The sequence below is a fragment of the Frateuria sp. genome (genome assembly GCF_035695185.1).
Taxonomy (GTDB): Bacteria; Pseudomonadota; Gammaproteobacteria; order Xanthomonadales; family Rhodanobacteraceae; genus Frateuria_A.
Genome location: NZ_DASSES010000138.1, coordinates 1 through 8,906, shown reverse-complemented (window position 1 = coordinate 8,906; position 8,906 = coordinate 1). Strand labels below are relative to the sequence as shown.

10 protein-coding genes are annotated in these 8,906 nt (G+C 69.4%); 6 read left to right on the top strand and 4 right to left on the bottom strand.

Annotation, left to right across the window (positions count from 1 at the left end; translation table 11 throughout):
• From VFH59_RS11325 to VFH59_RS11315, 3 genes are all read left to right on the top strand, one after another.
• The coding region (locus tag VFH59_RS11325) for an alpha-ketoacid dehydrogenase subunit beta (protein ID WP_325165002.1) at positions 1-537 on the top strand (537 nt) is incomplete at its 5' end.
• 135 nt (positions 538-672) lie between these two features.
• Positions 673-2,061: a dihydrolipoamide acetyltransferase family protein gene (locus VFH59_RS11320; RefSeq protein ID WP_325165001.1), complete on the top strand. Its 1,389-nt coding sequence runs from the start codon at positions 673-675 to the stop codon at positions 2,059-2,061.
• Positions 2,062-2,201: 140 nt separating this feature from the next.
• A complete protein-coding gene (locus VFH59_RS11315) occupies positions 2,202-2,585 on the top strand; it encodes a VOC family protein (RefSeq protein ID WP_325165000.1) in 384 nt (127 codons plus the stop codon).
• Positions 2,586-2,609: 24 nt separating this feature from the next.
• Here VFH59_RS11315 and VFH59_RS11310 read toward each other — a convergent pair whose 3' ends face one another.
• From VFH59_RS11310 to rocF, 4 genes are all read right to left on the bottom strand, one after another.
• Positions 2,610-3,254, bottom strand: a complete 645-nt coding sequence (locus VFH59_RS11310; protein WP_325164999.1) for a DUF6348 family protein — start codon at positions 3,252-3,254, stop codon at positions 2,610-2,612.
• A complete protein-coding gene (locus VFH59_RS11305; RefSeq protein ID WP_325164998.1) occupies positions 3,251-3,592 on the bottom strand; it encodes a hypothetical protein in 342 nt (113 codons plus the stop codon). Before VFH59_RS11305 ends, VFH59_RS11310 begins: the two co-directional genes overlap by 4 nt.
• Positions 3,593-3,603: 11 nt before the next feature.
• Positions 3,604-4,962: a tryptophan--tRNA ligase gene (locus tag VFH59_RS11300; RefSeq protein WP_325164997.1), complete on the bottom strand. Its 1,359-nt coding sequence runs from the start codon at positions 4,960-4,962 to the stop codon at positions 3,604-3,606.
• Positions 4,963-5,080: 118 nt separating this feature from the next.
• Positions 5,081-5,995, bottom strand: a complete 915-nt coding sequence (gene rocF, locus VFH59_RS11295) for an arginase (RefSeq protein WP_325164996.1) — start codon at positions 5,993-5,995, stop codon at positions 5,081-5,083.
• Between the two features lie 249 nt (positions 5,996-6,244).
• Between rocF and VFH59_RS11290 the strand changes: the two genes are divergently transcribed.
• The 3 genes from VFH59_RS11290 to VFH59_RS11280 all read left to right on the top strand — a co-directional run bounded on the left by VFH59_RS11290 (position 6,245) and on the right by VFH59_RS11280 (position 8,870).
• A complete protein-coding gene (locus VFH59_RS11290) occupies positions 6,245-7,675 on the top strand; it encodes a site-specific integrase (RefSeq protein WP_325164995.1) in 1,431 nt (476 codons plus the stop codon).
• Positions 7,676-8,079: 404 nt separating this feature from the next.
• Positions 8,080-8,298, top strand: a complete 219-nt coding sequence (locus VFH59_RS11285) for a helix-turn-helix transcriptional regulator (protein ID WP_325164994.1) — start codon at positions 8,080-8,082, stop codon at positions 8,296-8,298.
• Positions 8,295-8,870, top strand: coding sequence for a hypothetical protein (locus tag VFH59_RS11280; RefSeq protein ID WP_325164993.1), 576 nt, complete (start codon positions 8,295-8,297; stop codon positions 8,868-8,870). The genes VFH59_RS11285 and VFH59_RS11280 overlap by 4 nt, the downstream gene beginning before the upstream one ends.
• Positions 8,871-8,906 lie beyond the last annotated feature (36 nt).

Here is an 8,906-nt window from a genome sequence, read left to right as displayed (position 1 = left end):
TCCTCGCCGGCGCGCGCCTACGGCCTGCTGCTGGCGGCGATCCGCGATCCGGATCCGGTGATGTTCTTCGAGCCCAAGCGCATCTACCGCCAGTACAAGGAAGAGGTGCCGGACGACGGCGAAGCGCTGCCGCTGGACGTGTGCTTCGTGCTGCGCGACGGCACCGACGTGACCCTGGTGACCTGGGGCGCGCAGGTGAAGGAGACGCTGGAGGCGGCCGACGCGCTGGCCGCCGAGGGCATCAGCGCCGAGGTGATCGATGTCGCCACGCTGACGCCGTTGGACTTCGACACGATCGCCGAGTCGGTCGCCAAGACCGGCCGCTGCGTGATCGTGCACGAGGCGCCCAAGACCGCCGGTTTCGGCGCCGAGATCGCCGCGCGCCTGGCGGAAGAATGCATGTTCGACCTGCTCGCGCCGGTCGAGCGCGTGACCGGCTTCGACACGCACATCCCGCTGTTCCGCCTGGAGATGAAGTACCTGCCCAGCACCGAGCGCGTGGTCGAAGCGGCCAAGCGCACGCTGGCGGCAAGCTGAGCCCTGCTCCTCCCCCTGCGAGCAGGGGGAGGTCGGGAGGGGGTTCTTGCGCTTCGCTGATGGCGAAGGCACCCCTCCCCAACCCTCCCCTGCCAGCAGGGGAGGGAGCCCAAAACCCACTTTGGAATTTGCGCCATGGCTGACATCAAGACGTTCCACCTCCCCGACCTCGGCGAAGGCCTGCCCGACGCGACCATCGTCGAATGGCACGTGAAGGTCGGCGACACGATCAAGCTCGACGCCCCGCTGGCCTCGATGGAAACCGCCAAGGCGGTGGTCGAGGTGCCCTCGCCCTACACCGGCAAGGTGACCAAGCTGTATGGCGCCGCCGGCGACGTGATCGAGACCGGCGCCGCGCTGGCGGATTTCGAGCCGGACCCGAACGCCAAGCAGCGCGCCGAGGCCGAGTCCACCGGCCACCACCACGGTCCGAAGAAGAGCGTGGGCAGCCCGGCGCCGGACGACGGCAACAAGGTCGTCGCCTCCGACGAGGGCGGCGAGGTCGAGACCGGCGGCAAGGACCGCGAGGACGAAGGCACCGTGGTCGGCGCGATGGTCAGCGGCAACGCCGTGCACGTCGAGCAGGCCGCCAGCATCGGCGGCGTCAAGGCCGTCCCGGCCGTGCGTGCGCTGGCGAAGAAGCTCAAGGTCGACCTCGCCAAGGTGCGCCCGACCGGCGCCGACGGCGTGGTCACCATGAAGGACGTCAAGGACGCCGCCGCCAACGGCAGCGCCCCGCTCGGCGGCGCCCCGGCGCGTGCGGTGCCGGCCTCGGCCGGCCGCCACCTGGCACCGGCACTGCCCGAGCCCGGCCCCGCGCCGCAGCGCGGCCCGGTGTCGCTCGCCGGCAAGCCGGTGCGCACCGCGCCGCCGTCGCAGCCGGCCACCGGCCAGCCCGAGCAGCTCAAGGGCGTGCGCCGCAACATGGCCCGCGTGATGGCCGAGGCCCACGCCCAGGTCGTGCCGACCACGCTGGTCGACGACGCCGACCTGCACGCCTGGATCGGCAAGCAGGACATCACCGCACGCCTGATCCGCGCGATCGTCGCCGCATGCAAGGCGGTGCCCGCGCTCAACGCCTGGTTCGACGGCAAGAACCTCACCCGCACCCTGCACCGCCACGTCGACATCGGCATCGCGGTGGATACCGAGGACGGCCTGTTCGTGCCAGCCCTGCGCAATGCCGACGTGCTGGACGGCGCCGGCATCCGTGCCGGCATCCAGCGCCTGCGCGCACAGGTCGAGGACCGCTCGATCCCGTCGTCCGAACTGGCCGGCTACACCATCAGCCTGTCGAATTTCGGGATGTTCGCAGGACGTTACGCAACGCCGGTGGTGGTGCCGCCTTGCGTGGCGATCGTCGGCGCCGGCAAGCTCAGCCACGACGTGGTCGCGGTGATGGGCGGCATCGAGGTGCACCGGCGCATGCCGATCAGCCTGACCTTCGACCACCGCGCGGCCACCGGCGGCGAGGCGGCGCGCTTCCTCAAGGCCCTGCTGGACGACCTGGGGCTGCCGCAGTAAGGACCAGAAGCGGCGGGGACTGGGCGCAGCGGGCCCGTCTCCCCTGCCCCTGCCAGAAGAACGGAGCGCCCGGCGCTCCGTTTTTTTTCTTGACGCCCGGGCGCATACCCTCGGCCTCTCGTCCCTACGGAGGCCCCTCCATGCACCACAGCCGCCTCAGCACCATCGTGCTCGACTGCCAGCTCGACGACCTGGAGCCGGCCGTCCGGTTCTGGAGCGCCGCGCTCGGCAAACCGGTCGAGGATGCCGACCAGGACGGCGACGGCCGCTACGCGGCGCTCGCCACCGCCGACGACGAACCGATCGTCCTGCTGCAGAGGGTGACGCACGAAAGTCGCGTGCATCTGGACATCGAGACCGACGACCTGGACGCCGAAGTGGCCCGCCTGCAGGCCCTGGGCGCCACCGCCATCGCCTTCGTCAAGGAACGCTGGTGGGTGATGCAGGCGCCGACCGGCCACCGCTTCTGCGTGATACGGAAGCAGCGCGAACGCTTCGGCCCGCACGTCAACCGCTGGGACTAGACAGGGGCGCGTCGTGCCGGACGCTCAATAATCGCGCACGTCCAGCGCGACCAGGGCGCGCACGTCGTAAGCCTGTGCCGCTTCCGGCCACGCCAGTGCCGCCAGCGCGCGGTCGCCGGCCGGCCAGGGCGCGTTGTCCAGCAACACTTCGGTGGACAGCGTGCCGTCGCCTGCCCGGCGCAGGAACAGACGGACCCAATGCAGGCTCGGGGCAAGTGCCTCGCCCTTCAGCGCGTCGGCGACGCTGGCGAGGATGCCGGGCGGCACCGCGATGTCCGCCCCCTCGACCACGAAGCGGCCGATGAACGCGTCCCACTGGCGCAACCCCAGCTCCCATTGCGCCAGTTCCAGCTTGCGCTCGTCCGTGAGGTACCAGCAGGCAGCCAGCAGCACTGCCAGGTCGCCGCGGGCGAAGCGCTCCAGCGCATCGCGCCAGCCCGCCTCGCCCCGGCCGTTGCCGGCGTAGCTCAGCTCGAGCCGGCGGTCCTCGTCCAGCACCAGGTCGATGTCCAGTCGCCCGGGCTGGCCGGGCGCGGGGGCGTCCTCCCAGTGGGCACGCACGGCCGGGTAGTCGCCATCGGTCAGCAGCCAGTCCTCGTCCGGCTCCAGCTCCAGCTCGTGCCGTTCGAACAGCCGTGCCAGTTCGCCGAGCAGCTTGTCGTCCGTCATGTCGACTCTCCGGCGCGGGTCGGGCGCCACAGCAGGTAGCGGATCAGCATCGCCACGGCCAGCACGCCCACGCAGGCGCCGTAGCCGAGCAAGGCCGGCAGCACCTGCTGCCAGATCGCACCGCTGGCACGGCCGAACGCGTCGACGTGCGCCGGCGGCGCAGCCATGAAACCCCAGGCGGCACTCCATGCCGCGGCGGCGGCGGCCAGCACCAGGGCCAACCCGTCGAACACCCGGCGCGCCATGGTGCGCGGCAGGCTCTTGGGATAGGTGAAATAGGCCCAGCCCAGGATCAGCAACCAGGGGGCCAGCAACAGCAGGGCGAGATAACGGAACATCGCCGTCCTCCTCAGGCCGCGCCGGCGAGCTGGTCGAGCGCCTCGCGCAACCGGCCCCACGCCTGGTCGCGCGCTGCCGCGTCGGCGTACACGGGCGTGCTGGCGACCTCTTCGCCCCCGAGCTCCAGCGTCACGCCGGTAGGCGTGCCGCGCAACACCACCGCGGCCCCGGCCTGCTTGAGCTGCTTCTGCGCCACGCCGGCCGCCTTGGGGTCGTCGAAGGCACGCGAAAGCAGCAGTTCCTCGCCGTCGCCGGCAAACAACCGGAAGCGGAAGCGGCCGTCCTCGTCGCGAAAGCTGGCCAGGCGCGGCGGCTTGTCCCCGCGTGGCCGGGCCGCATCGGCGGCACCGGTGGCGACCACATGACTGCCCAGCCCGACCGCGTCGCGCAGGCGCGCCATCTTGGGGGTAGCGACGGCGCGTGCCTTGCGCGCGCCTTCCTGCAGTATGTCCTCGATGTCCGCGGGCTTCGCGATCAGCGCCTCGTAGCGCTCGCGCATCGGCGCGAGCTGGCCCTCGAGCAGGTCGAACAGGGCCTGCTTCGCCTCGCCCCAGGACAGCCCCGACGCCAGCGCGCCGCGGAACGCGCCGGCGTCGGCGTCGCTGGCGAACGCGCGGTAGAGCGTGTACAGCGAGGAGCAGTCGGGGTCCTTCGGCTCACCCGGCAGGCGCGAATCGGTGACGATGCGCATCACCGCCTCGCGCAGCGCCTTGGCGCCGCCGGCGAACAGCGGGATCGTGTTGTCGTAGCTCTTGGACATCTTGCGACCGTCCAGCCCCGGCAGCGTCGCCACCTGCTCCTCGATCTGCACCTCCGGCAGCACGAACGAATCCTCGCCGTAGATGTGGTTGAAGCGCTGCGCGATGTCGCGCGCCATCTCCAGGTGCTGGATCTGGTCGCGCCCGACCGGCACCTTGTGCGCGTCGAAGGCGAGGATGTCGGCCGCCATCAGCACCGGGTACATGTACAGGCCCGCGGTGACGCCGGCATCCGGGTCCTCGCCGGTCTCCACGTTGCGGTCGACCGCCGCCTTGTAGGCGTGTGCGCGGTTCAGCAGGCCCTTGGCGGTGACGCAGGTGAGCATCCAGGTGAGCTCGGGAATCTCGGAGATGTCGGACTGGCGGTAGAACGTCACCCGCTCCGGATCCAGCCCACAGGCCAGCCAGCTTGCGGCGATTTCCAGCCGCGAACGCGCCACGCGCGCGGGGTCGTCGCTCTTGATCAGCGCGTGGTAGTCGGCCATGAAGAAGAACGCGTCGACATCCTCGCGGCGGCTGGCGGCGATCGCCGGGCGGATGGCGCCGGCGTAGTTGCCAAGGTGCGGGGTACCGGTGGTGGTAATGCCGGTGAGGACGCGGGTTCGGTTCATGACGTCGGATTCTGGGTGTGAGTACGCGGCCGGCGGCATGCGGCCGCCAGCCGGTCGATGATAGGCGTTCGCAAGCCGCGCCGGTATGCGCGGTTCTGTCGCAGTCCGGCGCCGGCGGTCAGCGGATCAGCGTGGACTTGCCGAACAGCGACTCGACCAGGTCCACCGCCAGCTTGCCGGTCTGGTTGCGCTTGTCGTAGGCAGGATTGAGCTCGACGATGTCCAGCGAGCCCAGGCGACCGGTATCGGCGATCATCTCCATGCACAGCTGCGCCTCGCGGTAGGTCGGGCCACCGCGCACGGTGGTGCCCACGCCCGGCGCGATCGCCGGGTCGAGGAAATCGACGTCGAAGCTGACGTGCAGGTGGGTGTTCCCGTCGACGTCGGCCAGCGCCTCTTCCATCGTGCGCTTCATGCCGACCTCGTCGATGTGGCGCATGTCGAAGATCTGCATCCCGGCCTCGCGCACCAGCTTCTTCTCGTCATCGTCCACCGAGCGGATGCCGACCTGGCGGAACACGTGCGGCGAGGTCGACGGGCGATGGTTGCCGATCCCGGTGAGCACGTCCGGTCCGTTGCCGCACAGGCAGGCCACCGGCATGCCATGGATGTTGCCCGATGGCGTGGCGTCAGCAGTGTTGAAGTCCGCGTGCGCGTCCAGCCAGAGCACGCGCAGCTTCTTGCCGGTGTCGCGGCAATGGTCGGCCACGGCGGAGATCGAACCGATCGCCAGGCAGTGGTCACCACCCAGCATCACCGGCACGCGGCCGGCCTGCAGTTCCTGCCGCACGGCCGTATGGACGGCCATGTTCCAGGCCGCCACCTCGTCCAGGTGGCGGTAGCCGTTCTCCGGCGGCAGCCAGGGATTGAGCGGACCCTGCAGGTTGCCGCGATCGAGCACCTTCAGCCCGCGCGCCTCCAGCTTCTCGCCCAACCGGGCCACGCGCAGCGCCTCGGGCCCCATCGACGCGCCGCGATGGCCTGCGCCGATGTCGGTGGGTGCGCCGATCAAGCTGACTGTCTGCTGGGTCATAGGGGCCTCGTCCGTCCGGTGGGTGCCCGCGCGCGCTGGCGCGCGGCTGGTGCCGGCAGCAGGAGTCGAACCCGCGACCTACTGATTACAAACGCGTTGTTCGTGTTTGCTGCCGACTTGAATTGTTGCCTTCTGCAGGCTGCCAGGCCGCTACGCGCCTCGCTCTGAGCGCTTCACGTAGTAACATCAGGCAACAAGGGAAATCCTGCCGAGACACCCTTACTTGTTGCCTAGCGTTGACTGGACGCCATGCCGAAGAGCCGAGATCGTAGCAGCCTGACCCAAAAGTTTCTCGATGCCATCAAGCCGACGGACAAGCAAGTCGACTATGCGGACGGGCTCGTTCGTGGGCTGGCGCTGCGCGTTTCGCCCGGTGGCGCCATGACGTGGGTGCTCATCAAGCGGATCCCGGGCGAAGGCGTCCGGCGCATCAGGCTTGGCCACTACGTGCGCCAGAGTGACGGCGCCCCTATCCCAGACACGGCGCCGCGCGACCAGTTCCCAAGCGGCCTGCGCGCGCTGAGCTTGAAGCAGGCGCGCGAGGAAGCCACGCGGACGCTCGCGCTCATCAACGAGGGGCGCAACCCGGTGGAGGAGCGCGAGCGCGCCAAGCACCTGCGCGCGGTCGATAGCGAGCGCGGCACGCTCAAGGATCTGCTGCAGGACTACACAACGTGGCGCAAAGAGGGGTCCGAGAAGCGCGCGCCGGCCACAAAGCGGCAGATTAAGGAATGGGAGCGCATCGCCGCGAAGCTCGAGGAACAGGCGCCCGCCCTGCTTTCGATGAAGGCTCGGGACGTGGAGCCGGCGCACGTCGTGGCGTTGCTGCGCCCGATCTTCCACGGGAGCACGGCCCGGCCCAAGACCGGCCGCGGCAGCAAGGGCCGGCAGAGCGAGAACGGCGCCCAGGGCAGCGCGGACAAGGTGCAATCCTTCTTGCGCGCGGCGTTCGCCTACGGGATGCAATCGGAAAACTCCGTCGCGCGCGCCACCACCCGCACGTACGCAATCCGGTCCAACCCGATGGCGAGCATCCCGCGCGAGGCAAAGTCAACGCCGGGAACGCGCGCCCTATCGCCGACGGAGCTGCGGCACTTCTGGGACACCATCGACAAGGCCCCGCGAGTGGGCCCCGTGATGGCCGACCTCCTGCGCTTCACGATCGCCAGCGGTGGCCAGCGCACCCACCAGCTCGCGCGCGAGCCTTGGGCCTCCTACGACGTGGATAAGCGGCGGGTGTCGTTGGTGGACCGCAAGGGCCGCGGCGGTCAGCCTCGCGTGCACCTGGTGCCGATGTCTGATCGCATGGTCGAGATCCTGGAGCGCGTGCGCCGCGTAAGCGGTTCGCGCGCGTGGCCGTGGTCGACCACGGAACAGGGGCCGATCGACATTGCATCGCCGGCCAGCGCGGTGCGTAACTGGCTGGAGTCCGAACACGGAACGCTCGACGGAAAGAAGATCGCGCCATTCACTCCGCGCGACCTACGCCGCACCTGCGCGCAAATGATGCAGGCCGCGGGCATCCCCGACGAGCTGGCCGACCGGCTGCAGAGCCACGGCGTTGCAGGGGTCACGGGCACGCACTACCGGAACAACCCGGAGCTATACCTGCCAGAGAAGCGCCAGGCGCTGGACGCGTTCGACGCGGAGTTAGAGCGCATTCTGCGCGGCAAAAATTAAGCCGAAATCCCTGCGACCCGGAGCCGAGCGTTCGGGTGGAAATGGCGCAACCACACGCCACGACACGCATCGGCCAATTGATTTTTTCGCGAGCCAGGCCGTTGGTTTAGCCGTGTGCCCAGTAGACGCCGTTTGAGGCCCCATGTAGCGTATTCGCTCGAAGGGGGCCGGTGCCGGAACAACCGCCGAGCGACGCAGCGCTCGTTAAAAGGACACGTCTCGCAATGAGGCAAGGGCGAAAGCCCGTCCAACTGAAAGAGCAGTTGTGCGTGTGTCCACGACAGACACAAAGGGCCCGTCGCCCGGTCGCGTTCGACTGAACAGACGAAGCAGTCCCATGGCCGTGGTGCATCCCGTATGCGCTTCGTGCCGCGGCGTCTAGAACTTCATCTGAGCAAACCGCCATGACCGATAACAGCACCCCCGCTCACGATCGCATCGTCACCTATCCGCGCATTAAGCAGGAGTGGGGCATCACCTACAGCAACGTTCACCTCCTGCGCCTGGAGAAGGCCGGCAAGTTTCCAAAGCGCCTTTCGTTGCCCTCCGTGGCGTGGCTCGAGTCCGAGATCGCCGGATGGATCCGCGAGCGCGCCGCCGCGCGTCACGAGGTGGCCGCATGAGCACCACGAACAGCCCCGTCACCGGCGATGAATTGGCCCAGCTCGTGGCGCTGGCAAACGAAGCCATGCGCGCACCCATCCCCGGCGTTTCCCTGCGCATGTTCTCGCCCAACGACCTGGATGCGGAGCCCGACGAGCGCGCGCCGCTCCCGCCAGGCGTGCGCCGTATCGCATTGGCGATCGACAAGCCCGACGCCTACCAGGGGCCGGAACATGCCGGCGCCGTGCGCCTGGTGTTCTGGCTGTACGTGATCGGCGAAGGGCCAACGGTACAACTCGACGCCGAGGCGCTTCTGCGTTGGGTCGCCCAGGTGGAGGCTGCAGCATCCCCAGCCGAAGACGCCGCCAGCGACCTGGCCAATCCCGCCACCGTACGCACGCTGGCGAAGGAGCGCACCGAAGCGCGCGAGGTGTCCCGGGCGCTGGCGGGCGCGAGCCGCGCCATCAACTCAGTCGCCGACGAGGTGCGCGCCTCCGTGGCCAACCCGGCCACGTGGTTGCCTATCGGTCCCGACGATGCCGTGATCGCTACTTGGTCGCTTCATCGAATCCCGCAGGAGGGCCACGCGTGACTATCGAAACGTCCCCCTTGCTCGACAACACGCTGG

What these genes read in the sequence shown, in the direction of transcription:
- VFH59_RS11320 (WP_325165001.1), top strand. Translation starts at nt 673, where the DNA reads ATGGCTGACATCAAGACGTTCCACCTCCCCGACCTCGGCGAAGGCCTG.
- VFH59_RS11315 (WP_325165000.1), top strand. Translation starts at nt 2,202, where the DNA reads ATGCACCACAGCCGCCTCAGCACCATCGTGCTCGACTGCCAGCTCGAC.
- VFH59_RS11310 (WP_325164999.1), bottom strand. Translation starts at nt 3,254, where the DNA reads ATGACGGACGACAAGCTGCTCGGCGAACTGGCACGGCTGTTCGAACGG.
- VFH59_RS11305 (WP_325164998.1), bottom strand. Translation starts at nt 3,592, where the DNA reads ATGTTCCGTTATCTCGCCCTGCTGTTGCTGGCCCCCTGGTTGCTGATC.
- VFH59_RS11300 (WP_325164997.1), bottom strand. Translation starts at nt 4,962, where the DNA reads ATGAACCGAACCCGCGTCCTCACCGGCATTACCACCACCGGTACCCCG.
- rocF (WP_325164996.1), bottom strand. Translation starts at nt 5,995, where the DNA reads ATGACCCAGCAGACAGTCAGCTTGATCGGCGCACCCACCGACATCGGC.
- VFH59_RS11290 (WP_325164995.1), top strand. Translation starts at nt 6,245, where the DNA reads ATGCCGAAGAGCCGAGATCGTAGCAGCCTGACCCAAAAGTTTCTCGAT.
- VFH59_RS11285 (WP_325164994.1), top strand. Translation starts at nt 8,080, where the DNA reads ATGACCGATAACAGCACCCCCGCTCACGATCGCATCGTCACCTATCCG.
- VFH59_RS11280 (WP_325164993.1), top strand. Translation starts at nt 8,295, where the DNA reads ATGAGCACCACGAACAGCCCCGTCACCGGCGATGAATTGGCCCAGCTC.